Origin of the sequence: Arthrobacter sp. ISL-5 (genome assembly GCF_018613835.1) — a bacterium.
Lineage (GTDB): Bacteria > Actinomycetota > Actinomycetes > Actinomycetales > Micrococcaceae > Arthrobacter.
This window is the reverse complement of sequence record NZ_JAGGPM010000035.1, coordinates 139,813-164,293: the sequence shown is the minus strand read 5'-3', so window position 1 is coordinate 164,293 and position 24,481 is coordinate 139,813. Positions and strand designations below refer to the sequence as shown.

At 67.6% G+C, this 24,481-nt stretch carries 19 protein-coding genes, 1 tRNA gene and 2 pseudogenes; 7 read left to right on the top strand and 15 right to left on the bottom strand.

Going from position 1 to position 24,481, the window contains the following annotated elements:
* Nucleotides 1-40: 40 nt before the first annotated feature.
* Nucleotides 41-112 (bottom strand) — tRNA-Gln (locus tag J7I89_RS19585).
* 246 nt (nt 113-358) lie between these two features.
* Here J7I89_RS19585 and J7I89_RS19580 point away from each other — a divergent pair.
* Complete coding sequence (locus tag J7I89_RS19580) at nt 359-958, top strand: TetR/AcrR family transcriptional regulator (RefSeq protein WP_214973833.1); 600 nt, start codon at nt 359-361, stop codon at nt 956-958.
* A 514-nt stretch (nt 959-1,472) separates the two neighbouring features.
* On the opposite strand, the gene J7I89_RS19575 is transcribed toward J7I89_RS19580, so the two are convergent.
* The 5 genes from J7I89_RS19575 to J7I89_RS19555 all read right to left on the bottom strand — a co-directional run bounded on the left by J7I89_RS19575 (nt 1,473) and on the right by J7I89_RS19555 (nt 7,786).
* Nucleotides 1,473-3,302 carry an ABC-F family ATP-binding cassette domain-containing protein gene (locus J7I89_RS19575; protein WP_214973651.1) on the bottom strand — a complete coding sequence of 610 codons (1,830 nt, stop codon included), beginning with the start codon at nt 3,300-3,302 and terminating at the stop codon, nt 1,473-1,475.
* A 49-nt stretch (nt 3,303-3,351) separates the two neighbouring features.
* A complete protein-coding gene (locus tag J7I89_RS19570; RefSeq protein WP_214973648.1) occupies nt 3,352-4,314 on the bottom strand; it encodes a 4-(cytidine 5'-diphospho)-2-C-methyl-D-erythritol kinase in 963 nt (320 codons plus the stop codon).
* Between the two features lie 97 nt (nt 4,315-4,411).
* A complete protein-coding gene (gene rsmA, locus J7I89_RS19565; RefSeq protein WP_214973646.1) occupies nt 4,412-5,299 on the bottom strand; it encodes a 16S rRNA (adenine(1518)-N(6)/adenine(1519)-N(6))-dimethyltransferase RsmA in 888 nt (295 codons plus the stop codon).
* 168 nt (nt 5,300-5,467) lie between these two features.
* Nucleotides 5,468-6,604 (bottom strand): resuscitation-promoting factor, encoded by a 1,137-nt coding sequence (locus J7I89_RS19560; protein WP_214973644.1) that lies wholly within the window; start codon nt 6,602-6,604, stop codon nt 5,468-5,470.
* Nucleotides 6,605-6,898: 294 nt separating this feature from the next.
* Nucleotides 6,899-7,786, bottom strand: coding sequence for a TatD family hydrolase (locus J7I89_RS19555; protein ID WP_214973642.1), 888 nt, complete (start codon nt 7,784-7,786; stop codon nt 6,899-6,901).
* A 243-nt stretch (nt 7,787-8,029) separates the two neighbouring features.
* Here J7I89_RS19555 and J7I89_RS19550 point away from each other — a divergent pair, with 243 nt between their 5' ends.
* From J7I89_RS19550 to J7I89_RS19540, 3 genes are read left to right on the top strand one after another with little or no spacing between them, the layout of a single operon-like run.
* Nucleotides 8,030-9,181 (top strand): MoxR family ATPase, encoded by a 1,152-nt coding sequence (locus J7I89_RS19550; protein ID WP_214973640.1) that lies wholly within the window; start codon nt 8,030-8,032, stop codon nt 9,179-9,181.
* A gap of 14 nt (nt 9,182-9,195) precedes the next feature.
* On the top strand, nt 9,196-10,614 hold the full coding sequence (locus tag J7I89_RS19545) for a DUF58 domain-containing protein (RefSeq protein WP_214973638.1): 1,419 nt from the start codon (nt 9,196-9,198) through the stop codon (nt 10,612-10,614).
* Nucleotides 10,611-13,181, top strand: a complete 2,571-nt coding sequence (locus J7I89_RS19540) for a DUF3488 and transglutaminase-like domain-containing protein (RefSeq protein ID WP_308159970.1) — start codon at nt 10,611-10,613, stop codon at nt 13,179-13,181. The genes J7I89_RS19545 and J7I89_RS19540 overlap by 4 nt, the downstream gene beginning before the upstream one ends.
* Here the strand turns inward: J7I89_RS19540 and J7I89_RS19535 are convergent.
* Together J7I89_RS19535 and rsmI are read right to left on the bottom strand one after the other, a co-directional pair.
* Nucleotides 13,178-14,737: an NAD-dependent succinate-semialdehyde dehydrogenase gene (locus tag J7I89_RS19535; RefSeq protein ID WP_251045605.1), complete on the bottom strand. Its 1,560-nt coding sequence runs from the start codon at nt 14,735-14,737 to the stop codon at nt 13,178-13,180. The two genes, J7I89_RS19540 and J7I89_RS19535, sit on opposite strands and share 4 nt — an antisense overlap.
* A gap of 148 nt (nt 14,738-14,885) precedes the next feature.
* The gene (gene rsmI / locus J7I89_RS19530) at nt 14,886-15,770 is read right to left on the bottom strand and encodes a 16S rRNA (cytidine(1402)-2'-O)-methyltransferase (RefSeq protein WP_308159976.1); all 885 of its coding nucleotides are present in this window, start codon (nt 15,768-15,770) and stop codon (nt 14,886-14,888) included.
* Nucleotides 15,771-15,867: 97 nt separating this feature from the next.
* On the opposite strand from rsmI, the gene J7I89_RS19525 reads away from it, so the two are divergent.
* Nucleotides 15,868-17,577 carry a dolichyl-phosphate-mannose--protein mannosyltransferase gene (locus J7I89_RS19525; RefSeq protein WP_214973632.1) on the top strand — a complete coding sequence of 570 codons (1,710 nt, stop codon included), beginning with the start codon at nt 15,868-15,870 and terminating at the stop codon, nt 17,575-17,577.
* 23 nt (nt 17,578-17,600) lie between these two features.
* Here the strand turns inward: J7I89_RS19525 and J7I89_RS19520 are convergent, their stop codons facing one another.
* Together J7I89_RS19520 and J7I89_RS19515 are read right to left on the bottom strand one after the other, a co-directional pair.
* Nucleotides 17,601-18,794 carry a TIGR01906 family membrane protein gene (locus tag J7I89_RS19520; protein ID WP_214973625.1) on the bottom strand — a complete coding sequence of 398 codons (1,194 nt, stop codon included), beginning with the start codon at nt 18,792-18,794 and terminating at the stop codon, nt 17,601-17,603.
* A gap of 124 nt (nt 18,795-18,918) precedes the next feature.
* A complete protein-coding gene (locus tag J7I89_RS19515) occupies nt 18,919-19,911 on the bottom strand; it encodes a stage II sporulation protein M (protein WP_214973623.1) in 993 nt (330 codons plus the stop codon).
* 70 nt (nt 19,912-19,981) lie between these two features.
* On the opposite strand from J7I89_RS19515, the gene J7I89_RS19510 reads away from it, so the two are divergent.
* Nucleotides 19,982-20,803, top strand: coding sequence for an RDD family protein (locus J7I89_RS19510; RefSeq protein WP_214973622.1), 822 nt, complete (start codon nt 19,982-19,984; stop codon nt 20,801-20,803).
* Here the strand turns inward: J7I89_RS19510 and J7I89_RS26005 are convergent.
* Complete coding sequence (locus J7I89_RS26005) at nt 20,800-21,312, bottom strand: L,D-transpeptidase (RefSeq protein ID WP_374102032.1); 513 nt, start codon at nt 21,310-21,312, stop codon at nt 20,800-20,802. The two genes, J7I89_RS19510 and J7I89_RS26005, sit on opposite strands and share 4 nt — an antisense overlap.
* Between J7I89_RS26005 and J7I89_RS26000 the strand changes: the two are divergent.
* Nucleotides 21,230-21,439 (top strand): annotated as a pseudogene (locus J7I89_RS26000) (hypothetical protein); the annotation flags it as partial. The gene J7I89_RS26005 and the pseudogene J7I89_RS26000 overlap by 83 nt on opposite strands.
* Here the strand turns inward: J7I89_RS26000 and J7I89_RS25995 are convergent.
* The 4 genes and pseudogenes from J7I89_RS25995 to J7I89_RS19490 form a co-directional block, all read right to left on the bottom strand.
* A pseudogene (locus J7I89_RS25995) lies at nt 21,337-22,032 on the bottom strand (Ig-like domain-containing protein); the annotation flags it as partial. The pseudogenes J7I89_RS26000 and J7I89_RS25995 sit on opposite strands and share 103 nt — an antisense overlap.
* Nucleotides 22,033-22,230: 198 nt before the next feature.
* Entirely contained in the window at nt 22,231-23,718 is a 1,488-nt protein-coding gene (gene ahcY / locus J7I89_RS19500) for an adenosylhomocysteinase (RefSeq protein ID WP_214973619.1), read from the bottom strand.
* A 52-nt stretch (nt 23,719-23,770) separates the two neighbouring features.
* Nucleotides 23,771-24,007 carry a Trm112 family protein gene (locus J7I89_RS19495; RefSeq protein ID WP_214973617.1) on the bottom strand — a complete coding sequence of 79 codons (237 nt, stop codon included), beginning with the start codon at nt 24,005-24,007 and terminating at the stop codon, nt 23,771-23,773.
* A gap of 75 nt (nt 24,008-24,082) precedes the next feature.
* The gene (locus J7I89_RS19490; RefSeq protein ID WP_214973616.1) at nt 24,083-24,472 is read right to left on the bottom strand and encodes a DUF3499 domain-containing protein; all 390 of its coding nucleotides are present in this window, start codon (nt 24,470-24,472) and stop codon (nt 24,083-24,085) included.
* Nucleotides 24,473-24,481 lie beyond the last annotated feature (9 nt).

Genomic DNA, 24,481 nt, shown 5'->3' with positions numbered 1-24,481 from the left:
GGCAACAGGCTTATCCTACTGGACACCTCTGATGCAGCAGTTCCGCCCATAGGATTCGAACCTATACTCCACGGCTCCAAAGGCCGGGGTGCTGCCATTACACCAGGGCGGACCATGCCAAGGCTCAAAGGCCGAGGCACGAGAACCAATTCTGCCACGAACGTTGATGCTCGTGCGACCTGGCCCGCCGGGCCGCCGGTCCCGTCCGGGCAGTACGCCGGGACTGGCCGCGGACCGCTGGGCACCGTTTGGCATAAGGCATGATGGGACGGTGAGCAACAGCACAGGGACCACTGACGGCGCGGGGAACCGGACGGCAAAGCCGGAAGCGGTCCCCGCGCGCATTCCGCGGTCCCGGATGACCGGGCCCCAGCGGCGTACCCAACTGGTGGAAGTGGGGCGGGGCCTCTTCGCGATGCGCGGCCTGGACGGCACCACCATCGAGGAGATCGCCGCCGCGGCGGGCGTCTCAAAGCCCGTGATCTACGAACACTTTGGCTCGAAAGAGGGCCTGTACACCCAGGTGGTGGAATTTGAGTTCAAGATCCTGCTGGCCTCCATCAACGACGCCCTGGCCGACGAAGCCAAACCGCGGGTCCTTGTCGAACGTGCCGCCCTGGCCTTGCTGACGTACATCGAGGACCGCACCGACGGCTTCCGCATCCTCATGCGTGACGCTCCCCCGTCCCAGCCCGAAGGCGCCTTTTCCACGCTGCTCTCGCACGTCACGGCCCGGGTGGAACACATACTGTCCGACGAATTCGCCCGCCGCGGCTTCAGCGCTGCCGACGGCGCCATGTACGCCCAGATGCTCGTGGGGATGGTGGCGATGACCGGCCAGTGGTGGCAGGACAGCCGCCAGCCCGACAAACGCGCCGTCGCAGCCCACCTCGTCAACCTCGCCTGGAACGGTCTGACCGGCCTCAAAAAGGAGCCCGAGCTCCGCAGCGAGCCTTAGCCCCTCGCCGTCGTCCGTGGTCACGCCCGCGATGCAACGGCCCTTCGCCGTCGCTTGTGGTCACGTCCGCGGCGCCACGGTCCCCTTCCGCCGCCTGTGGTCACCTACGCGGTGCAGCGGCCCTTCGCCGTCGCCTGTGATCACGTCCGCAGCGAGCCTTAGTCCGTCGCCGTCGTCTGTGGTCACGTCCGCGGTGCAGCGGCCCTTCGCCGTCGCTTAGACACGACGCAAATGGGCCCCTACGGTCGCTGAGCGACCTTCGGAGCCCGATGCGCCGCGATGCGCTCCTACGCGAAGGTCCCCCGCACCGCTATTGCGATAGTTCCGTTCCGAGATGCCCACTGTTCCACGGCGATGAGGTGACTTCCCGCGCCGGAGGCGGTTCTTCCGAAAGGAGCGCATCGCAGCACATCGGAGCGCGCAGGTCGCCCAGCGACCGGAGCGCTCCCTATGTGATGTGTCTAAGCGACGCGGAAGGGCCGGCTTCGGCACCCAGCCAGCGCCGGAAGGCAGGCTACTCGCCCAGGACTTCGAGCGCCTCGAGCCATTCGAGCTCTAGGGCTTCGCGGTCTGTGGAGAGGTCCTTGAGCTTTTTGTTGAGTTCCGCAAGCTGGCCAACCTTGGAGGGGTCCGCGGAGGCCGTGGTCATCTGGGCGTGGATCTTTTCTTCTTGCTGGGTGATCTTGCCCAGTTGCCTCTCGATGCGGTTCTTGGCCTTGCGGGCGTCGCGCTTCTCCGCTTCGGATGCTCCGGAGACGGCCTGTGCCGGGCCCGAGCTGGCGGAGGTGACCGGGTTTCCGCCGCCGGTGACCGTGGAGCCGGCGAGGGCGGATTCGCGGAGTTCGAGGTACTGGTCCACGCCGCGCGGCAGGGCACGGATCTTGCCGTCGCCCAGAAGGGCCATCTGGTGGTCCGTGACGCGCTCGAGCAGGTAGCGGTCGTGGCTGACCACCACCAGCGTGCCGGGCCAGCCGTCGAGGACGTCCTCGACGGCGGCGAGGGTGTCGGTGTCCAGGTCGTTGGTCGGTTCGTCGAGCATCAGCACATTAGGCTCCCCCACGAGCAGGCGCAGGAGCTGCAGTCGGCGCCGCTCACCGCCGGAGAGGTCGCGGACGGGCGTCCACTGCTTCTCGTTGGTGAAGCCAAGCTGCTCCACGAGCTGGCCGGCACTGAATTCCTTGCCTCCGACGTTGAAGGAACGCTTTTCGCGCTCGATCACTTCGATGACGCGCAGGTCCGAGACGTCGTCGAGCTCTTTGACCTCCTGGGTCAGCACGGCGGTGACAACCGTCTTGCCGCGCTTGACCTTGCCGGAGCTGGGCTGAATTTCTCCGTTGAGGAGCTTCAGCAGGGTGGTCTTGCCGGCGCCGTTGACACCGACCAGCCCCAGCCGCTCCCCCGGCGCGAGCCGGAGGGTGATGTTGTCGAAGAGTTTCTGTCCGGGATCGCCGCCCAGGAAGTCCAGCGAGACGTGCTCAAGGTCCAGGACGTCCTTGCCCAGGCGCGCCGTGGCCATCTTGCTCAGCGCCGTGGAGTCACGCGGTTCGGGCACGTCCGCGATGAGGGCGTTGGCGGCCTCGATCCGGAACTTGGGCTTGGCCGTGCGGGCGGGGGCGCCCCTGCGGAGCCAGGCCAGTTCCTTCTTCACGAGCTGCTGCCGCTTGCTTTCCGTCACCGATGCCGCGCGGTCGCGCTCGGCGCGGGCCAGCACATAGGCGGCGTAACCGCCGTCGAACGGGTCGACGATCCCGTCGTGGACCTCCCAGGTCTTGGTGCAGACTTCGTCAAGGAACCAGCGGTCGTGGGTGACCACGAGGAACGCGCCCTGGTTCGCGCGCCACCGGGTCTTCAGGTGCCGGGACAGCCAGGCCACACCCTCGACGTCGAGGTGGTTGGTGGGCTCGTCGAGCATGATGACGTCGTGGTCTTCGATGAGGAGCTTTGCCAGCGCAACGCGCCGTTTCTGGCCGCCGGACAGGGCGTGCACGTTGGCGTGCCAGTCGACGTCGGACACCAGGCCGCCCATCACCTCGCGGATCTGCGGGTTGCGGGCCCATTCGTAGTCGGCCTGGTCGCCAACGATGGCGGCGCCGACCGTGAGGTCGCCGTCGAGCACGTCGCTCTGGTCCAGATAGCCGACGTTGACGTCCCCGCGCTTGGTGACGCGGCCCGAGTCAGGGGTGGACCGCAGTGAAAGCAGGCGCATCAGTGTGGACTTGCCGTCGCCGTTCCGGCCCACCACGCCGATCCGGTCGCCCTCTTCGAGTCCGAGGGTTACGCCATCGAGAACGGTGCGGGTTGCGTACGAGACCGAGAGGTTCTCGCCGCCGAGCAGGTGTGCCACGGGGAACTGCTTTCTTCTGCAAACGGGGAATCTGAAACTTGAAAGGGTATTAAAGGAGGGTATCGGAGATGATGCGGGCGCCGGGCACCGGGCCATGGACGGCAATGGCGCTGAGGCCCTTGTGCTGCAGCTCCTCGGCAAGTCCTTCAGCGGCCTCGGGGCTGTGGGCCAGCAAGGCAACGGTGGGGCCGGAGCCGGAGACGATCCCGGCAATGGCTCCGGATGACTCGCCAAGGCCCAGGGTGTCCCGGAGGCTCGGGGCAAGTTCGATGGATGCCCGTTGAAGGTCGTTGACCAGCACCCGGCTCAGGGCGTCGGCGTCGCCGCTCCGCAGTGCCTGCAGGATCTGAGGGTCCACCGCCGTGGGCTCCGCGACCTCAATCCCCTCGGCATCACGCAGCCTGTCCAGCGTCCGGAACACCTCCGGGGTGGGGAGGCCGAACTCGGCAGTGACGAGGACCCAGTCCATCTGCGCCTTGGCCAGGGCCGGCGACAGGTCATCGCCCACGCCCAGCCCCACTGCCGTACCGCCCAGCAGCGCAAACGGCACGTCGGCACCCAGTTCGGCGGCGAGGTGGGACAGTTCATCCCGGGACAGGCCGCTGTTCCATAACGCATCGCAGGCCAGAAGGGTGGCGGCGGCGTCCGCCGACCCCCCGCCCATGCCGCCGGCCACCGGCACCCGTTTGGTGATTTCCAGATGCACGCCGGTGGAGTGTTCCGAAACATCAGCCATGATGGCGGCCGCCTTGTAGGCGAGGTTGCGCTCGTCGAGCGGAATATCCACGCCGTCGAGGTCCAGCGTGCTGGCGGGACTGATACTGACGGTGATGCCGTCGTTCGCCGTGCTGGTGGCCGCCACTTCCTCATACAGGGAGACGGCCAGGTACACGCTGGCCACGGAATGGTAGCCGTCCGGACGCAAAGGGCCCACATCCAGTGAGACGTTCACCTTGCCCGGAGCCTTGACCCGGACGGTCCTTGCCGCAAAGCGCCCTCTCACTGCGTTCATGAGTCCAAGCTAGGGCATGGTGGTGCCGGGCTCCAAGAAGGCCCCGGCAGCGCGGCGTCGTCCGCGGACACTGTTGCCGCGGTCCGGCTTCGCCGCATCAGGCGCCTGCGGCCTGGCGCGCCTCGGCGATCCGGGCGAACGCCGCGATGTCGATGACTTCGCCGCGCGCGGTGGGATCCACGCCCGCCGCGACGAGGCAGCGCTCCGCTTCGGCAGCGCTCCCTGCCCATCCTGCGAGGGCGGCGCGAAGCGTCTTCCGGCGCTGGGCAAAGGCCGCGTCGATCACGGCGAAAACCTGCTCGCGGCTGGCTGTGGTGACCGGCGGTTCGCGGCGCGTAAAGGCCACAAGTCCGGACTGGATCTTGGGGGCCGGCCAGAACACATTCATTCCGATGACCCCGGCCTTGCGCATGCTGCTGTACCACGCGGCCTTGACCGAGGGCACGCCATAGATCTTGGAGCCGGGGCCGGCAGCGAGCCGGTCCGCCACTTCGTCCTGCACCATCACGAGGCCGTGCCCGATCGACGGGAAGTGCTGCAGGAGGTGGAGGACCACGGGCACGGCCACGTTGTAGGGCAGGTTTGCCACCAGGGACGTGGGCTCCGCGGGGAGCTCGGTGACTTTCATGGCGTCGGCGCGCACCAGGTGGAATTCCCCGGCGGCGTCGGGCCGCCACTGCCGGACCGTTTCCGGCAGCTTGGCGGCCAGGACGGGGTCAATCTCGACGGCGACCACGGACTTCGCGGCGTCCAGCAGGCCGAGCGTCAGGGAACCGAGACCGGGGCCGATCTCGAGGACGGTTTCCTCCGCGCCGATGCCGGCCGCGGCCACGATCCGGCGGATGGTGTTGCCGTCGATCACGAAGTTCTGGCCAAGGGTCTTGGTGGGGCGGACGCCGATTTCCTCGGCCAGCCTGCGGATATCGGACGCGCCAAACAGCGGGGCTGGCGCAGTACCGGAGGCGGAGGGAGTCGGGTCAGTCACCTAGGTATCCTATCCCGGCGGGCGGTGCCGTTTGGAAACGGCGGACACGGCGGGAACCGACCACGGCGGTACGGCAAAGGCCGGGCCCGGAGGTTTCCGGACCCGGCCTTTCGTGGCTCCGCAGCTGTGGTCAGCTGCCGCGGCGCCAGGTGGCTTGAGTGTTTCTGGCTAGCTGCTTGCTGCCCAGCCGCAGCCCCACGGCTGAAGGCCGCGCTCTGCGTAGACCCGATTGGCGATGTCGATCTGCTGCGCCTTCGTGGCCAGGCTGGCGTTGGGGGCGTAAGCTCCGCCGCCGGCGCCGATCCAGGTCTGGATGTCGAACTGCAGGCCGCCGTAGTAGCCGTTGCCGTTGTTGATGGACCAGTTGCCGGTCGATTCACACTGCGCGATCTTGTCCCACATGGCTTCGTTCATCATCGCGGGGGCGGCTGCTCCGGTGTTCGCCGCTTCTGCCTTGGTGCCCACGGTGACCTTCTCGGTGACCGGTTCCCGCGTGGTCTTCGAGGAGACCAGCGTCCGGGAGGCTTCGCGGCCATCAACGAGCACCAGCTTGTACGTCTTCGTCACCGCGCCCGGGACGCCGGCCTGGGTGACTTTTTCCTCGCCCTTGGGCAGCTGGGCGCTGTCCGTACTCAACGTTTCGAACTGGACTTCTTCGGTGGTGGTTGCGGTCTTGCCCGTCTCGACACGGGAAACCTTGATCACCATGTTGTTGACCACCGGGGCGTTCGCCGGCTGCGAGGTCCGGTCTGCCGCGGCCAGCTTGACCCCGGCGTCCTTGAGGACCTCTCCGACGTTGGGAGCCGTGGTGGTGGTCTTGGCTGCCTTGCCATCGGCGAGGATGCTCACCGTCTTGGGGGTCGAGATGGCCACGAATGATCCATCGACGGACAACTGGGCGTCCTTCGGCACGGACAGCTCGGAAGCGCTGGCCACGCCAAGCTGCGTCACGAGCCCGCCCACGTCCGGAGCCGTGGTGCTGACGGTCTTCTCGGCCCCGTCCAGGCTCACCTTCACGGCCTTGGCCAGGTTCACGTTGATGACCGAGCCGTTCTCAATCCGGGCTTCCACCGAGGGCGAGACGCGGTCGGCGGCCTGCAGCTCCACTTTGGCGCTCTTGACCACCTGGCCCACGGTGCCGCCGAACGTCTGGACGGAGCTCACTTTGCCGTCAACATTCAGGGTGACTGTCTTGTTGTTGCCCACGAAGGCGACGAGCCCGAGCACGAGTGCCGTGAGCACGAGAAGCTGGGTGCCGACCTTGACGAAACTGAACTTGCCGTCCGACTTGAAGAAGTTGACCACGATTGCCCGTAACTGTTGAGCTGTCCGGGCACGGGGAAAAACGCACAGAGGCACCTGAGGCAATCACCCGAAGGGTGGGCCCCGGACCGTTCCGGAGCCTGCAGCAGGCATGTGCGCCGCCACACTCACATGGCAGGACATCTGAAGGCGCCCTGCCTGAAAGAAGTGAGTGACATCATCCGGAGGCCTTCCCCGACCCCGGCTAATAGTTTTTCACTGTAACCGAAGCGTTATAAAGCCGCCAAAATTATTGCCTACCTGGTATGCACGCCGAATGGGCGGCTACCTCACTCATCAGTCCCAGGATCCGTACGCCCGCACGGTATTGCGGCTGATGGCGGTGCACAGCCCGGCAAGGTCGGAGTCTGTCAATTTGGCCATGGCCCGGACGGTGTACGGAACCATGTAGCTCGCGTTGGGCCGGCCGCGGTGCGGATGCGGCGTCAGGAACGGTGAGTCGGTTTCGACCAGCACCAGTTCCGGGTCCGCCACGGCCAGTGCCGCACGGAGGTTGGCGGCGTTCTTGAAGGTGAGGGTGCCGGCGAACGACATGAACCAGCCTTCGCTGTTGCAGATGCGGGCGAGGTCCTCATCGCCGGAAAAACAGTGGAACACCACCCGTTCCGGGGTGCCCTCCTCCCGCAGGACCTGAACGACGTCGCTGTGGGCGTCGCGGTCGTGGATCTGAAGGGTCAGGTCCAGCCGCTTCGCGATGTCGATGTGCCGGCGGAAGGAGTACCGCTGGTGGGCCAGCCCCTCGCCCTCGGTGCGGAAGAAATCGAGGCCGGTTTCGCCGATGGCGCGGATCCGCGGGTGGGCGGCCAGCTCCTCTATTTCGGCCAGGGCTGCCTCCAGCTCACCGCACTGGGCGTAGCGGGGTGCGTCGTTGGGGTGGATTGCCACCGCCCCCAGCAGCCGGGCATCCAAATCAACAGCCTGCACCGTGAACCGGGACGATTCGAGGTCGCAGCCAATCTGGACTGCGCCGCGCACGCCTACGGCCTCTGCTGCGTCCAGCGCGGCGGCAATCTCCACGCGAACGTCGTCGCCGGGGAAATCGAGGTGCGTGTGGTTGTCCATCACGGGCACCGGCAGGGGCTCGGGCGCCGGCGGGTAGCCTTGCTTGCCGGACCCGTCGCTTCCGGGCACTCGATAGGGGCTGGGGGTCAGGGAATGGCGCATCCCTCCAGCCTAGCGGCGGCAGCCCCGCCGTCGCCCTTCGGGCGGACAGGGCCCGGCGGACAGCCCGGCCGAAAGGGCTCGGCCCGCCGGGCCGGGGCAGCGCGCAGAATTACCCGGAACCCTCTGTTAGCCACGGCAGTTGTCTTAGTACGCTGGTATGGAAAGATGTGAACGCCCGCCAACGGGCATCGGCAAACTTCCGCCGCACCGTTCCGGGCGTCACTCAGGGCTGAAAGGTTGCCGATGGAACCGCACCGACGCACCGTGGTCAACGAAGTACTCCAGGGCGGGCACGGCTTCGCGGGGGGTGCTGCGCACGGCGGACACCAGCTCAACGGCCACAAGCCGGTTGAGTTGGATGCCGTCGCTTTCCGCACTGCGAGCGAACGCATCCTGTCGGCCATCAACACCGTCATCGACGGCAAGGCGGAAGCCGCGAAGCTGGCACTGACGGTCCTGCTCGCCCAGGGCCACCTGCTCCTCGAAGACGTGCCCGGCGTGGGTAAGACGCTCCTCGCCAAGACCCTGGCCCGAACCATCGACTGTTCCGTCAGCCGCATCCAGTTCACCCCTGATCTGCTCCCCTCGGACGTCACCGGCGTCTCCATCTACAACCAGTCCTCGCGCCAGTTCGAGTTCAGGCCCGGCGCCGTGTTTGCGAACATCGTGATCGGGGACGAAATCAACCGCGCCTCCGCAAAGACGCAGTCCGCCCTGCTCGAATGCATGGAGGAGCACCAGGTCACGGTGGACGGGCACTCCTACGGGCTCGCCGCGCCGTTCATGGTGGTGGCCACCCAGAACCCCATCGAGATGGAGGGGACGTACCCGCTGCCCGAAGCGCAGCGGGACCGTTTCATGGCACGGATCTCCATGGGCTACCCGGACAAGGACTCGGAGATCGAGATGCTGGAAACCCACCAGGCCACGTCTCCCCTCGAGCGTGTCACTGCGGTGGTCACCTCGGCAGACGTCGCGGCAATGATCGCCACGGTCCAGCAGGTGTACGTCTCTGAAGCCGTCAAGGAATACACCGTCGCCGTGGGCCGGGCAACCAGGGACAGCGCCATGCTCCGCCTCGGCGCCAGCCCGCGCTCCATGCTGCAGCTGCTCCGTGCAGCCAAAGCCACGGCGGCGCTGGACGGCAGGGATTTCGTCCTGCCGGACGACGTTGTTGCCGTTGCCGAATCGGTGCTGGCGCACCGGATCATCCTGGACCGCAAGGCGGCCAGCACCGGTGAGACCCCGCAGAGCGTCATCCGCGGCATACTGGCCAAGCTGCCCGTCAGCCAAGAGATGGCCGATTCAGCCATTGCCCATCGGCGGGCAGCAGGCTCCGGACAGCCGGCACCCCGCTCCGGGCGGCAGACGCCCGAACTGCGCCACAGCCGCTAGTCAGGATCGTTGCCGTGGCCCTGCTGGACAGCCTCCCCCGCCACCTCTTCAGCACTCGCGGCTGGGGCCTACTGGCCGCCGGTGTCTTTTCCCTGCTCTGCGCCCAAATAATGGGCCGCCGGGACCTTCTGGTGCTCGGCGTGCTGCTGGTTCTCCTGCCGCTCATTTCGCTCGCCGGCATCAGGGTGGTCAAGCCGCGGTTCCGGGTGTACCGCGAGTTCAGCCCTTCCACGGTCGAAACCTCCTCCATCACCACCGTCCGGCTGGCAGTGGCGCGGACCGGGGCGGGCGTCGGCCGGGTCATCATGGAGGAGCGCCTGCCGCCGAGGTTCGGCGAGTCTCCGGCGTTCCGCTTCCCCGCGCGGTCCGCCTCAGGCGGCACCAGCCGCTACGAATACCATCTGCGTTCCGGAAAACGGGGGCAGTTCACCATCGGACCGGTTACGGCTGAGTTCACCGATCCGTTCGGGCTTTCGCTGCACAGGCACTCCATCGACGACGGCGACACGCTCACCGTGACGCCGGCCGCCGTCGACCTGCCCGCCACGGGACTGGCCGGCGCCCGCGGAAACGACGGAATCACGGCAACCCGGACACGGGCCAACCCCAGCGACGACGACGTCATGACGCGCGAGTACAGGCATGGCGACCCGATGCGCCGGGTCCATTGGCCCGCCACAGCCCGCCACGGCGCGCTGATGGTCAGGCAGGAGGAATCGGTCACCACGCCTGAGGCCACGATCGTCCTGGACCAGCGCTTCATCTCCTTCGCCACGGGCTTCGGCTCCGTCTTCGGCAGCGACGACGGCGAGGACCTTGTCACGAGCGACACCTTCGAGTGGGCCGTCACGGCAGCCATGTCCGTCAGCGCCCACCTCGCCGAACGGAACTACTCCCTCAGGTTCCTTGACGCGGCGGGCGATCCTGCCTTTCACCGCTCGCAGTCCGCGCCGGAACCTGACGCCGAGGAGTACAGCGGTGCAGGCGGCCTGCAGTCCGTTGCCGAGAGCCTTGCCGCCATCCAGCTTTCCGGTCCCCACCACATGCGCCGGGAGCACGACACAGCCCGCCGCGAGCACGCAGGGGGCTCTGACTCCGGCATGTCCGTGTTCGACGACCGGCTCATGGGCAAGCTCGCGGCGCACCGGATGCGCGGTCCGGTCGTGGCCGTCCTCGGAAAGATTTCATTGGCGGAGGCCCGGGCCCTGGCGCCGGCGGCCGGTTACGCAGCGAATGCGTTCGCCGTGGTGATCGCCGACCGGCCCGCGGAGTGCCACGACGCCCTCGAGGCCCTGCGCCTCGGCGGCTGGCGTGCGGTGGCGGTTGAACCGGCCACCTCGCTGCCCGCCGCCTGGACGTACTTCGATGAAGGCGATGCGGCACTCTCGACGGCGGCGGCAGACGTCCGCCGCGGTGCGGGGGTGGCCCGGTGACCCTCACGCCCCAGCGCCAGGTCAGGGCCGAAGAACGGCCTCCCCAGACGGAGCCGTCCCGCGGCCCCGATCGCTTCAGCGCCGGCGCCTATCCGTGGGTCATGGCGGCCGCCGTTGCGGTCTCGGTCTGCGGCGCAGCGCTGTCCCTCAACGGCGTCCTCAGGGGATGGGCCTGGTTCCTGCCGGTCCTCACCACCGTCATGGTGGTGTCCCTGGCGATGGCGGTGCTGCGCAGCGTCAGGGCGCAGCCGGTGCTGGTGCCTTTGGGCGGGCTGGCATCGCTGGTGCTGATCCTGACCTTCACCTTCTTCCGGCGGGACAGCATCGCCGGGTTCATTCCTTCCGACAAGACGATGCCCGCGCTGGGCCGGCTTCTCCGGCGGGCCAGCGAAACAGTGCTGGCTGAAAGCGCTCCGGTGGCACCGAACGCCGGCATTGTTCTGGTCACGTGCGCCGCGTTGGGCCTCGTTGTGATCCTTGTGGACGCCCTGGCCCTGCCCTTGGGCATGCCTGCCACGAGTGGCCTGGGCTTGCTGGCTGTGCTTGTGGTGCCCGCCATGATCAAGCCACAGAGTGTGGGGCTGGCGGGATTCGTGGCGACGGCGGCCGGATATCTCGTCATTCTCGCCTGCAGCCAGTGGTTCGCACCCGATGCGCGCACGCAGGCGGACACCGCCCGGAATCCCGGACAGATCAAACGAGCGGCCCTCACAGGATCCGTGGCCCTGGTGGCGGCCCTGCTGCTGCAGCTCGCCATTCCGGGCTTCAACCAGGGCACCTTCCCCCAGGGCTCCCGGCTGAACCCCTGGGGCTCATCCAACGGGCTGAATCCCATGATCAGCCTGGGCAACAGCCTGCGCAGCCCGTCAGGTGACGGCCGGATCACCTACGCCACCAATGCCACGGAGCCCCTGTATCTGCGCTCCGTCACGGTGGACCGGTTCGACGGCGAGGCCTGGTCCCCGGACGACCGCGAGTCCACCCGCCGGGCCGGTCCGGGCCGGATGGACGTGGGGCACGAGATCCTCGCTCCGGAGCAGCTGCGGCAAATAACGGCTGTCAACACCGGGGAATTCACCAGCCCCTATCTCCCCGCGCCCTACGCGCCCGAAGCCGTCAACGGCCTCACCGGCCGATGGAGCTGGGACCCCGCCACCCTGACCATCAAAGGCATCGACACCAATTCCAGGAACCAGCAATACCTCGTCCTGTCGTCCTCCCCCAAGCTGACAACGGAGCTGCTGAACCAGTCCTCCGCGCCGGTCCAAGGGGTCCCGGAAGAGTTCATCAGGCCACCGGCCAATCTCCCGGAAATCGTCCGCACCACGGCAGATTCGGTGACCCAAAACAGCGGGACAGCCTACGCAAAGGCAATCGCAATCCAGCGGTACCTGCGTGCAGGCGACTTCACCTATTCCCTGGAATCACCGCTTCAGGGAGGCTACGACGGGAACGGCCTGTCCGTGCTGGCCGACTTCCTGACCCAGAAGAGCGGCTACTGCATCCACTTCGCGTCGGCCATGGCCGTGATGGCCCGGGTCGAGGGCATCCCCAGCAGGATCGCCGTGGGCTACGCCCCGGGCCGGCTGACCGGGGCAACGGTGTCCGTTGCCGGCCAAGGCGCACTCCCCGAGTTCGAGGTCGATGCCCGGGATGCCCACGCGTGGCCGGAGCTGTACTTCCAGGGCCTGGGCTGGGTTCCGTTCGAGCCCACGCCCTCACGCGGCGTGGTGCCGCCCTACGCCCAGGATCCGTCCTCCGGCGGCGCCAGCACGAACGACGGGAATAACGACGGCCTCATTCCGACCAACGGCGCAACACCGCCTGCTACACCCGAAACCCCGCCTCTCCCCCTGCCGGGAACAGGGGAAGGCGACGCCGGCAGCCAGCTGGCGCCTCTGCTCTACGGCACTGCCGCGGTTCTGGTGCTGGTGTTGGTTGCCGCTTCCCCGCGGCTGGTGCGGGGCAGCATCCGTGCCCGCCGCCTCCGGAGGCCGGCTTCCGGGAGGAACGGCCAGGCCGCGGTGCCGCTCGCCTGGGCAGAGTTGCTGGACCTCGCCGCGGATTACGGCGTGCCGCCGGTGGCCAGTGAAACGCCGCGGAATTTTTCTGCACGGCTCCGCGGGTCGCCGGCCCTTAGCCCGGACGACGGCGGGGAGCAGGAAGGTGCCGCATCCGCCGGGAGCATTCAGGCCAGGAGCATGGACGGCGGGCCTACCGACGCCGGGCGCCGCGCGGTGATCACCCTGACCGGTGACTTTGAGCGGCACGAGTACGGCCGGCCGGGCACCGGCCAGGCTGGACCGGACGGCGAGGGGGACCCAACCGCTGGGGACCAAACACCAGCCCAGCAGATCGCCCTGGTGCGGGAGGCCCTGCGCCGCAACGCGGGACTCATGGCGCGGCTCCGCGCGGACTGGCTGCCGCCGTCCGTTATGTCCCGCTGGGGTTGGATCGCTGGAACGCCCTTCCGCGCGGTGCGCGGCGTGGCTGCGCGCGTCCGCCGTGCCGTCGCGGGGCTCTGGGACAAAGTCCGCGACGGCGCACGGCGGTTGCGCGAAGGTTAGCCTGCGTACGGGTCGGCGATGCCGATGTATTGGGTGTAGAGGTATTCCTCGATGCCTTCGAGGCCGCCTTCACGTCCCAGCCCGGACTGCTTGACGCCGCCGAACGGCGCCGCAGCATTGGAGACGACGCCGGCGTTCAGGCCGAGCATGCCTGTCTCGAGGCGTTCGCCCATCCGGATGCCGCGGTTGAGGTCCCTCGTGAAGACGTAGGCGACCAGGCCGTATTCAGTGTTGTTGGCCAGGCGGATCGCTTCGTCCTCGGTGTCGAAGGTGATGATCGGCGCGACGGGTCCAAAGATTTCCTCGGACAGGATCCGGGTTCCCTCGGTGACGCCCTTGAGGATGGTGGGCTGGTAGAAGTAGCCCGGCCCGTCCACCGGGGCGCCGCCAACCACGGCGGTGGCGCCGGAAGCCAAGGCGTCCGAAACGAGCTCGTGGACCTTGTCCCGGCTCTTGGCATCGATCAGCGGGCCCACCTTTGACTCGGGCTCGGTGCCGCGGGCGGTGGTCATGTCCGCCATCTTGGCAGCGAACTTCTCGGCGAACTCGTCGGCGACCGATTCGTGCACGATGAAGCGGTTTGCCGCGGTGCAGGCCTCGCCCATGTTGCGGAGCTTCGCGATCATGGCCCCGGCGACGGCAGCGTCGATGTCGGCGTCCTCGAACACGACGAACGGGGCGTTGCCGCCGAGCTCCATCGAGGTCCGCAGCACGTTCTCGGACGCGTCTGTGAGCAGGCGGCGTCCCACCTCGGTGGAGCCGGTGAAGGACAGTTTGCGCAGCCGGGCGTCCTTGATCAGCGGCCCGGTGGTGGCGCCGGCCGTGGACGTGGGGATGACATTCAGGACACCGGCGGGCAGGCCGGCTTCCTGCATCACGGCGGCGAACAGCTGGGAGGTCAGCGGGGTGAGGTTGGCTGACTTGAGGACCATAGTGCAGCCGGCTGCCACGGCAGGGGCGACCTTGCGCGTGGCCATGGCCAGCGGGAAGTTCCACGGGGTGATCAGCAGCGAGGGCCCAACGGGCTTCTTCTGCACGAGCAGCCGGGTCTTGCCTTCCGGGGAAACCGAGTAGCGGCCGAAAGCCCGGACTGCTTCCTCGGAGAACCAGCGCAGGAATTCGGCGCCGTAGGTGACCTCGCCGCGGGCCTCGGCCAGCGGCTTGCCCATTTCCAGTGTCATGAGCAGCGCGAAGTCTTCGGCGCGCTCGGTGACCAGCTCAAATGCCCGGCGCAGGATTTCGCCGCGCTCCCGCGGGGAAACCTTGGCCCAGGAATCCTGGGCAGCCGCGGCAGCATCAAGGGCAGCCATGCCGTCCTCGGCTCCGGCGTCCGCGATGCTCAGCAGCACTTTGCCGGTGGAGGGGTCTTCGACGTCGAAGGTCTTGCCTGACGCCGCCGGACGCCACTCACCGTTGATGAGCAGGCCGGTGGGAACAGATGCGAGCAGTTCGCTTTCGCGTTCCGCGGTAACAGTGGACTGTGTAGCAACAGACACGGTGACTCCCTCGTCAGCAATTCGGGTTTGCGGGTTATTTTGCAGCTCTGCATCCGGCATCTGGCCGCCTGCGGCCTGCTGCATGCTTGGCTGGTTTAATGCCACGCTACTGCCCGCATCTCGCCAGTGTCTACGCATGCACGCACTACACATGGCACCATGCGCTGTGCAACTGCACAGCCCGGGCCTGTCGGAAACCGGCGGGAAATTACCGGGCAGCGAGCACTGCGGCGTAGAGCTCGCGCTTGCTCACGCGTACCTCTTCGGCCACTGCTGCCACGGCATCCTTGAGCCGGATGCCCTGCGAAACAAGCTCGTTGACGGCCGCAACGCTGTCCTCAGGGGTCCCCGGGGCCCGTTCCGGCGCGCCTCCCACGACGACAGCGATCTCTCCGCGGACCTCGTTGCTTTCGGCCCACTGCAGCAGGTCGCGCAGCGTCCCGCGGATGACCTCCTCATAGGTCTTGGTCAGCTCACGGCACACCGCCGCGTTGCGGTCCGGCCCGAAGCGCTCGTGCAGGGCACGGAGCATGGCTTCGAGCCGGTGCGGCGCCTCGAAAAAGACCATGGTGCGGCGTTCGGCGTCAAGATCCGCCAGGCGCGATGCGCGTTCACCGGCCTTCCGCGGCAGGAATCCTTCAAAGCAGAAGCGGTCGGTGGGAAGCCCGGACAGCGCCAGTGCCGTGAGTACGGCGGAGGGGCCGGGAACGGCCGTGACGGTGAGCCCCGCGGCTACGGCCCCTTCGACGAGCCTGAAGCCGGGATCGGAAACCGAGGGCATCCCGGCGTCGGTAACCATGACAATCGTTTTCCCGGCACGGACCTGGTCCAGCAGCTCCGCTGTCTTGGTGGCCTCGTTGTGCTCGTGGTAGCTGATGACGCGTCCGCCAACGGTGACGTCCAGGCTCTGCACCAGCCGGTGAAGGCGCCTGGTGTCCTCGGCGGCAACGATGTCCGCGGAGGACAGCAGCTCGATGAGCCGTGCTGACGCGTCGCCGACGTTGCCGATGGGCGTGGCCGCAAGGACAATTCGTCCGGGACCGCCGGCGGTGACGTCCGGCCCCGAGCCTGCTGACGGTTCGGAACTGCTGATCTGGGAGTTGCTCGGGTCTTGGTCCACAGGTCCAGCCTACTGCCGGCCGGAACCATCACGGCACAGGACTGCGCGGGGCAAAAGGTAGCATGGGCAGGTGACGCAGACCTCCGTGCGGCCTGACGGGGCCGGATCAGCCAGCACATCGGCTTCAGCCTCGGCACCGCCCCCGGGCGGCAAGCCGGACGGTGCCCGCTGGATCAGCCGCCCCACGGAAGCGTTCACCACTGAAGCCCTGATCCAGCGGCTGCTCGGCGGCATCCGCAGCTGGCGGGACTACCCGCCGTCGCTCAGGCTCTGGTTCTGGCTGGTTCCTGCCCTGACCGCCGCGGTGGGCGGTGTCCTCCGGTTCGTCCGCCTGGACGCCCCCCGCAGCCTGGTGTTCGATGAGACGTACTACGTCAAGGACGCTTATTCCCTGCTGGTGAGCGGCTATGAGCGGAACTGGCCGGAGAAGGCGAACGATTCGTTCATCGCGGGCAATCCCGGAGTGCTGCTGAACACGCCCGAGTACGTGGTCCACCCTCCCGTGGGCAAATGGATGATCGCCCCGGGCATGTGGGTGTTCGGACCGGACAACCCTGTGGGCTGGCGGTTTGGAGCGGCAATGACCGGAGTGCTGTCCATTGCGCTGCTCGCGCTGATCGCCCAGAAGCTCTTCGGTTCACTCATCCTGGGGGCGCTGGCGGGGCTGCTGCTCGCCGTCGACGGGCATCATCTGGTGATGTCACGCACCTCGCTGCTGGATATCTTCCTGATGTTCTGGATCCTGGCCGCCTTCGGGGCGCTGCTGATGGACCGCGACGACGGCCGGCGCCGGCTTGCCCTGCGGCTCGCCCGGCAGGCAGCCGCCGCGCCGGCCGGGCGGCCGTCGGCGCTCGAGCTGCTGTCCGGCCCCTGGCTTGGCATCCGGTGGTGGCGGATCGTGGCGGGTGTGTGCCTTGGCCTGGCCGTGGGAACCAAGTGGTCGGCTCTCTTCTTCGTGGCGGGCTTCGGTCTCCTGACGGTCTTCTGGGACCTGAGTGCCCGCCGGATCGCCGGCATCCGCGGCTGGATCAGCGGCGGCATCGTCAAGGACGGCCTCCTGGCGTTCGTGAGCATCGTTCCCGTGGCCGCGGTAACGTACGCCCTCAGCTGGACCGGCTGGTTCCGCTCCACGGATGCCTACTACCGGCAGTGGGCCGCCTCCAATCCGAGCGCGGAATGGGGCTGGCTGCCGGACCCGGTCCGGTCCCTGGCGCACTACCACCTCGAGGCCTACAAGTTCCATCAGGGGCTCAGCTCGGAGCACCCGTACGAGGCGAGCGCCTGGAGCTGGCTCGTCATGGGCAGGCCGACGTCGTTCTTCTATGAATCCCCGAAGCAAGGCACCCCGGGCTGCGATTTTTCCAGCTGCACGTCGGCCATCCTGTCCGTGGGCAACCCGCTGATCTGGTGGGCCGCGGCCGTCTCCCTGGTGGTCCTGCTGTTCTGGTGGGCGGGCCGCCGCGACTGGCGGGCCGGTGCCATACTGGCCGCCGTCGGTGCCGGCTACCTGCCCTGGTTCCTCTACCCGGAACGCACCATGTTCTTCTTCTACGCCGTGTCCTTTGAGCCGTACCTGATCCTCGCCCTCGTGTACTGCCTGGGCCTGGTCCTGGGACGCAGAACCGACCCGCTGTGGCGCAGGCGGTCAGGGCTGTACGGCGTCGCACTGTTTGTTGTGGGGGCAGTGCTGATCTCGGCGTTCTTCTATCCGGTCTGGACAGCCGAGATCATCCCGTACCAGGACTGGCGGGTCAGGATGTGGATGCCCTCCTGGATCTGAGGTTCATGCTCTGCCGTTGAGGCTTACACCCTGGAGGGCTGGTCCGCGCCGGCTTCGGTGGCTGCTTCTCCGGCGTCGTCCTTGCGGTCCTTCTTGGCGGGCTTGGGCAGGCCGCGGCGCCGGCGCGTAGGCCAGGTCAGAACCAGGGTAACAACCGCCGTGACGAGGACGAGTGCCGCGATGACGATGCCCGCATCGATCCAGAACTGTCCCGGGAAGAGCCGGATCAGCGTGTCTTCCAGGGCAAACGTCCAGGAGCCGCTGGCGAAGAAGATGCGGTGGAATTCCGTGAAGAACTGCTGCCAGCCAAGCGCCGCCAGTGTGCCGAGGCCGCTGATGATGACCAGGGTGACGATGGAACCGGCGAACAGCCCCCGGCGGACTCCGCCCGGCGTGCGGCGGCGCAGGTAGATGACAGCCGCGATGCTGATGAGGGCCAGAAGTGCTCCGGCGCCGAAGGCAGAGAGGATCACGATCTTGACGTCGGCCATGTGGCTGACTTCGCCGTCCTTGAACAGCTTGTCGCCGCTGCGGTTGACCAGTTCGCCCAGGTAGCGCGGACCAGACCAGTTGCTCAGGTAGTCCACGGCGTAGGAACCGTACGTCATGCGGTCGTCGGCGTTGAAGCCGTAGCCATCACCCGGGAAGCCCGGCCGGTGGTACTCGACCCAGAGGAAAAGCGGGCTGGTCACGGCGCGCACAGCCAGGACAAGGAGGACCACCGGGTAGAAAACGGCCAGCAGGACCTGCAGGATCCGCGGCAGTACAGGCTTGGCATTCGCCGCCTGTTCGCGTTCGGCGTTGCGTCGCTCCACGTCCTCGCGCGGCGGACGCACCTGCAGTGCAGAGGTGGGCAGGGGTTCGCTGAAGTGGGCGCCGCGGGCCGGGACGGAGGAGGCTGTGTCATCTGCTGACCCGGCGGCAGCCGAATCCTCGGCAGTGTCCGCAGCGGCTGCTTCCGCCGCCTTGCGGTCAGCACGGCTGCCGGGCTGGGCAGCCGCGGCAACGTCCCCGCCATTGGAGGCGCCATCTGTGCCTGCGGCGGTCCTCTTGGCTGCGGTCTCCCGGGCTGCGGCAGTCTCCCCGGCTGCGGGGGCCGGCTTCATCCAGTCAAACGCAGGCTCTTCTGAATCGTCGGCAGGATCAATGGCCGGCTCACGGGCCGGATCCAGCTGCGGATCGAGCCGTCTGGACGGGGTCGGAGTATTGTCGTTCACTGCAGCTTCACTTCCGTAGGCGTCCGCGCTCCGGGTCTGGGGCCAGGCAGCGCTGTGTATCTCCTGAAGAGCCTACCGCCAGGCGCTCCGGCACCGCGAGATGCCACCCCGCGTCCGCCTGTAATCACGCAGCTATTTCTCCGTAGCCGGCGTCCTGGGCGTCAAGGTCGCCCCGCGCCCCGGCACGGTATGCCCTGCCGCCGCAGACGAGCACGTACGCCAAGAAGGCGGCCAGCACGCCCGCGCCGATGCTGACTTTCGCCCACACCGGCAGTGTGCTGGGCGTAACAAAACCCTCCACCAGGCCTGATACGAACAGCACCAGGACCAGTCCCAGGGCAACGGTAATCATGGACCGCCCCTCAGCGGCCACCGCGCGGGACCTGGTCCGCGCCCCCGGCGACACCATCGCCCAGAAGATCCTGAGCCCCGCGGCGCACGCCACGAAGACCGCCGTCAGCTCCATCAGTCCGTGCGGCAGGATGTAGCTGAAGAAAACGTCCGCCTTTCCCACGGCGGCGAAAATCCCGGCAGCCACTCCCACCCCCTGCGCATTGGCCAGCAGGATCATGGGGACCCAGAATCCGGTAATGCCCAACGCCACGGCCTGTGCGCTGATCCAGGCGTTGTTGGTCCACACGGCCCCCGCGAACGAGGCGGCCGGGTTCTCCGAGTAGTAGTCGATGAAGTCCTCCTCCACATACCGCCGGACCTCTGCCTCCGACGCGACGGCGCGCAGGGCCTCGGGAGACGTTCCGATCCACCAGGCATAGGCGCAGCCGATGACGCAGAACACGATCCCGCAGGCAAGCGTCAGCCAGCGGATACGGAACAAGGCGGCGGGCAGTGCAACAACGAAGAACTTCGCAAGGTCCTCCAAGAAGTTCGACCGTGCGCCGGTGAACCGCGTGCGGGCCTGCGCGAGCGTGGCCGACAGCGACGCCGAGAGCCCGCTTTCAGGGCCGGTGGAGCGCAGCAGGGAAAGATGCGCGGAGGTCGCCTGGTAGAGGCGCAACAGTTCGTCGGCGTCAGCGCCGCTGAGCCGCCGCTTGTGCGCGAGGAAATGCAGTCTCGACCACGAGTCCGAGTTGACGGCGGAGAAGGCATCCATGTCCACGCCACTACCCTAGCCTGCCGCGAACTAGACTTTAGTCGACCGGTAGGCCGCACGAGGTACGGGGCAGGAATTGAGTCCACTCATCACAGGCGAGGCAGTTGTCCTTGAGCTGCGCCCGGCGTCCTTTGCGGCCCGCGCCCTGGGGCTGCTGCTGGACGTCCTGGTGCATGCCGCGCTGCTGGTGCTGATTCTGCTGGCAGTGGCCGCCGCGGGCGATGAACTGGACGAAGCTGCGGTGCAGGCGCTCGTCCTAGTCAGCGTGGTGTTCTGTCTCGTTCTGGTTCCCGCGGCCGTGGAAACGCTGACCCGTGGCCTGTCGCTCGGGAAGCTGGCCGCCGGGCTGCGGATCGTGCGGGACGACGGCGGGGCCATCCGCTTCCGCCACGCGGTCATCCGGGCGTTGATTGGCTTCCTGGAGATCTACCTGACCTTCGGCGGCATCGCCATCGCCGTTGCCCTGTTCGATGACAGGTCGCGGCGGCTCGGTGACATTGTGGCCGGAACATATTCGCTGCGCCGGCGCGTCCCGGTGGAACCGCCGGTGGTGGCGGTCACCCCGCGGTATCTTCACGCCTGGGCTGCTGCGGCGGACATCGGCCGGATCCCGGATTCCCTGGGCCGCCGCGCGGCGCAGTTCATCCGGCAGGCACCCCGGATGTCCCCGCTGTCACGCAGCGGAATGGCCGCGTCCCTTGCCTCGGAGATGGCGGGCTTCGTGGCCCCGGCTCCGCCGCCAGGGACGACGCCCGACGATTACCTTGCGGCAGTCCTGGCCGAGCGCCGCAGCCGCGAGCTCCGGCGCCTCGAGGAGGCCAGGAAACAGAGCGGCAGGATCGGCGAACGCCTCCACCGCCTCCCGTTCAGCGCCGGCCGGGACACCGCCGCGGACTAGCGTTTGGCGTACTGTGCCCAGGGAATGTTCCAGTCACCGTAGCCCTCGAGCGGTTCGACCGCCGGGGCGCCGGTATTGAGGACCTGGACCACGTCCCCTGTCTTCATGTTGTTGAAGAACCACACGGCGTCTGCGGGCAGCAGCCCCACGCAGCCGTGCGACACATTGGAGACCCCCACGTAGCCCCACGCAGATTCAAGGGCCTGATGGACGTAGACGCCTGACGACGTGAGCCTGTTGGCGTACTCCACGGTGAGCGGCGGGTAGTAGCCCTTGTCCCCCGGCTTGAGGCCGATGCTGCCGGCGTTGAACTTGGAACGCCGTTCCTGCTCCATGATCACGGCGTAACCCGTGGGCGACCGCCATTCGGGATTGCCAAGGGTGACGGGAGCAGTCTTGACGAGCTTGCCGTCAAAATAGACCTTCATGGTCTTCGTGATGTCGTCCACGACGGCCAGGCGCTGTGTGCCAACCTTGAACTGCACTTTGGCGTTGAAGTTGCCGATCATCTTGTTGCCGAAGTCGACGCCGAAAAGCTTCATGTCCAGGGTGACCTGGCTGTTGGAAGCCCAGAACTTCTCCGGCCGGATGCGCACGCGCTGGTCCGAGTACCAGTGCCAGGCCACGGGCTGCTTGGAGGAAACGGTGATCTTGACCGCCTTCTCCACGGCGGCCTTGTTGGCAACGGGCTCGCTGAAGACGATCTCGATGGGCTGCCCGGCTCCGACGGTGGAGCCGTTCAACGGATAGACGGCGGCATCGGCCTCGTTGGCGCTTTCAACGGTGGTGAAGGTCTGGGTCTTCTTGGTTTCCCGGCCCGCCTCATCCACAATCGTGAAACTGTAGCTGTAGGCCGTGTTGAAGAGCAGCGGGTCCATGGTGGTCCACGTGCTGCCGTCGGCACTCACGGTGCCCTTGACCGGCTCGCCGCCCGCGGTCGGCGCCAGCACGACGTCTTTGACGAGGCCGTTGACAGCCTTCACTGAGGGTGCCACCGCCGGGTTGACGTCCTTGGCGCCGTCCGTGGGCGTGACGCCCAGTTCGACGGCCTTGACCACAGGGGCGGCAAGGCCGGGTTCATTGCGGACGGGCGTGGAGGCCTCGGATTCGGGCGCGGGGTTGGCCCAGCCGGGCGCGGTGGCCACGCCGATTCCTCCTGCGGCAACCGCAGCACAGATCGCCACGACGGCGAGGATCTTGCTGAACTTCCGCGTGCTTCTATCCGTCATGACTGATTCTCCATGTCCCCCGCCGGGCCGCCAGTCGGCGTCCGTCCGTATGCCCAGCAGTAACGCTGACCAGTCAATTTTATCGCACGGCAGGGCAACGCCCGCGCCGTGCGGACGGGACGTGCGTGCCGGGCGCCGCCCTCCGGGGCACCCGGCGTGCCGGGCGCCGCCCTCCGGGGCACCCGGCGTGCCGGATGCCTAGTAGCGGTAGTGCTCCGGCTTGTACGGACCTGCCACGTCCAGGTCCAGGTAGTCAGCCTGGTCCTTGGACAGCTCGGTCAGTTCCACGCCCAGTGCACCGAGGTGGAGTCGAGCCACCTTTTCGTCGAGGATCTTCGGCAGGACATAGACCTGGTTGTCGTATTCCTTTGCGCCCTCGGGCTGGTCCTTCTTCGTGAACAGCTCGATCTGGGCGATCGTCTGGTTCGCGAAGGAGTTGCTCATGACGAACGACGGGTGGCCGGTCGCGTTGCCCAGGTTCAGGAGCCGCCCCTCGGAGAGGACGATGATGGACCGTGCATCGGCACCGTCCGCGGCGTCGCCGTCGAAGACCCACTCGTGGACCTGCGGCTTGATTTCGACCTTCCTGATGCCGGGAACCCGGCTCAGGCCGGCCATGTCGATCTCGTTGTCGAAGTGGCCGATGTTTCCCACGATGGCCTTGTTCTTCATCGCGACCATGTGCTCGGCCATGATGACGTCCTTGTTGCCCGTGGTGGTGATGAAGATGTCGCCCTGCGCCAGCACAGTCTCAAGCTTTGCCACCTGGTAGCCGTCCATGGCCGCCTGCAGTGCGCAGATGGGATCGATCTCGGTGACGATCACGCGGGCGCCCTGGCCGCGGAGCGCCTCGGCGGCGCCCTTTCCAACGTCGCCGTAACCGCAGACGACGGCGACCTTGCCGCCGATCAGGACGTCGGTGGCCCGGTTGAGGCCGTCCGGCAGGGAGTGGCGGATCCCGTACTTGTTGTCGAACTTGCTCTTGGTCACGGAGTCGTTGACGTTGATGGCGGGGAAGAGCAGCTTGCCCTGCTCCGCCAGCTGGTAGAGGCGGTGCACGCCGGTGGTCGTTTCCTCGCTGACGCCGTGGATTCCGGCGGCGAGCCGTGTCCACTTCTTCGGGTCCTCAGCCAGGGTCCGGCGCAGGACGTCAAGGACGATGGCATATTCCTCGGGATCGTTCGCCCCGGCGGCCGGAACGGCGCCGGCTGCCTCGAATTCCACACCGCGGTGCAGCAGCAGCGTGGCGTCGCCGCCGTCGTCGAGAATCATGTTCGGCCCCAGCTCGGGGTTCGTGTCCGCGCCCGGCCAGGTGAGGATCTGCTCGGCAGTCCACCAGTATTCCTCGAGGGTCTCGCCCTTCCAGGCGAAGACCGGAACACCCTGCGGGTCCTCCACGGTCCCGGCGCCGACCACGACGGCGGCCGCGGCCTCGTCCTGGGTGGAGAAGATGTTGCAGGATGCCCAGCGGACCTCGGCCCCGAGCGCAGTCAGGGTCTCGATGAGGACGGCCGTCTGCACCGTCATGTGCAGCGAACCCGCGATGCGTGCGCCCTTCAGCGGCTGGCTCGGCCCGAATTCCTGGCGAAGGGACATCAGCCCCGGCATTTCGTGCTCGGCGAGGCGGATCTGGTGGCGTCCGGCCTCGGCCAGGGAGATGTCGGCAACCTTGTAATCGAGAGTCATGTGGGTCCTTTGCTGTATCCGGCGTCTTGCGTTCTGCGGTGCGGGCTGGAGTTTAGGCTGTGGGCGCGGCCGCTGCCGGGCCGTCGTGCTGGTCCGAACGCGCAGCGTTGGCTGCGGCGAGGAGTTCAGGGGGAAGAAGCAGGGGAATGCCGTCTTCAATCGCGTAGCGCAACGGTTCGCCACCCTCCGCCGGGGCCGTTGAGACGAGCTCCTCGCCTTCCTGGGTCAGGGCCGATCCGGTGACCGGGCACCGCAGGACGGACAACAGTTCAGGACTGATCTTTGGCATGATGGATGCTCCCTGCTGGGCGCGGCGCGCTGTGGCTGACGGATTTGCAGCTCCCAGCCTACCGCCAGTTCGGCGTCAGGAGGGTTCGCGCAGGACACGCAGATGGCCACGGCGGGCACCCTCTGTGCCGGCGGGCGCCTCGAGCGCCGAATGGGTGCCGCGCTGCCCCTGGGCGGGGGCTGACGACGACGGCCGGGAAGCCGCCTCGCGTACGGCGTCGGCCAGCGCCAGCAAGTCATCCGGGCCGGGCTGTGGCGGCTGCGAGGGCATCGCCAGGCGCAGGACCTCCCAGCCCCGTGGCACGGTCAGGGAGCCGGCGTGCTGCGCGCAGAGGTCGTAACAATGCGGCTCGGCGTAGGTGGCCAGCGGCCCCAGGACCGCCGTGGAATCAGCGTAAACGTACGTCAAAGTTGCCACCGCGGACTGGCGGCAGGCTGACCTGGAACATTGACGGATAGCACCCACGACATCACA